This is a genomic window from Halomonas sp. 707B3 (assembly GCF_024158645.1).
GTDB lineage: Bacteria > Pseudomonadota > Gammaproteobacteria > Pseudomonadales > Halomonadaceae > Vreelandella > Vreelandella lionensis.
In genome coordinates this window covers 1-1,343 of record NZ_JAMZBE010000299.1, presented here as the reverse complement: position 1 = coordinate 1,343, position 1,343 = coordinate 1, and the positions used below count along the sequence as shown (strand labels likewise).

At 59.3% G+C, this 1,343-nt stretch carries 1 protein-coding gene; it reads left to right on the top strand.

Going from position 1 to position 1,343, the window contains the following annotated elements:
- Positions 1-78: 78 nt before the first annotated feature.
- A protein-coding gene (locus BIS10_RS18765) for an IS1182 family transposase (RefSeq protein ID WP_253507807.1) occupies positions 79-1,343 on the top strand; the annotation gives its coding sequence in 2 pieces (ribosomal slippage) (positions 79-649 and positions 649-1,343; 1,266 coding nt annotated over the 2 pieces). This gene is flagged as partial in the annotation.

Genomic DNA, 1,343 nt, shown 5'->3' with positions numbered 1-1,343 from the left:
TTCAGACTGCTGACAAAGCCCTGGCCCTTCGGCCAGGGTTTTGCTTTGATAAGCGTATCGTTTTTAGTGGTGGCCGATATGCTCAAAGACCCTTCCCCCCAACAGCACGAACTGGAGATGGTCACGCTCGAAGAACTCGTACCCTCCAACCATTTGTTGCGTCAGATTGAGGCCGCCCTCGACTTCAGCTTTATCCGCGAGCGCGTCCGTCATCTTTACTGCGCTGATAATGGTCGACCTGCGCTGGATCCCGTGCTGCTCTTCAAGGCCTTGTTGATCGGCTATCTGTTTGGCATTCGTAGCGAGCGCCAGTTGATGCGCGAGTTCCAGGTGAACGTCGCCTACCGCTGGTTCCTCGGCTTGCGCTTGACCGACAAGGTGCCCGACGCCTCAACGATCAGCCAGAACCGGCGCCGCCGCTTCTCCGACAGCACGATCCACCAAGAGATCTTCGATACCATTGTCGAGCAAGCCATCGCACAAGGCTTGGTGGGCGGCGACGTGCTCTACACCGACAGCACGCATCTCAAGGCCAATGCCAACAAGCATCGTTTTGAGCGCCAAGCGGTCGAGACGACGGCACGGGACTATCTGGACGCCCTGGACGTGGCGGTTGAGGAGGACCGCGCTCAACACGGAAAAAAGCCCTGACGCCGCGTGCTAAGGCACCGGCCACTGTCGAAAAGAAAATCAGCCTTACCGACCCGGATAGCGGCTATATGGTGCGCGATGGCAAGCCAACAGGGTTCTTTTATCTGGATCACCGCACGGTGGACGGCAAGTACGCCATTATTACCGATACCCATGTCACCCCGGCCAGTGTGCACGATAGCGTGCCTTACTTGGCGCGACTGGATCATCAGTGCCAGCGCTTCGGGCTGGACCCCGTCGGTGTCGGCCTCGACGCGGGTTACTTTACAGCGGCTATCTGTCATGGGCTGGAAGAGCGCGGTCTGTATGGTGTCATTGGCTACCGCCGCCCCAGTAAACTCAAGGGGTATCTTCCCAAGCGCGCCTTTACGTATGACGCGGCAACCAACACCTATCAGTGCCCAGAGGGCCAGTCGCTGATCTATGCCACCACGGACCGACATGGCTACCGCCACTATCGCAGTGATCCTGAGATCTGCCGGGGCTGTCCTCGGCTGGCGACCTGTACCCGCAACGCCAAGCAGACAAAAACGGTCACACGGCACGTCTGGCAGGACGACAAGGATCGGGTGGATGCCCGACGGCTGACAGAACCAGGCAAGAAGCTCTATCAACGACGCAAGGAGACGGTGGAGCGCAGCTTCGCCGACGCCAAGCAGTTGCACGGGCACCGCTATGCGCGAATGCGAGGC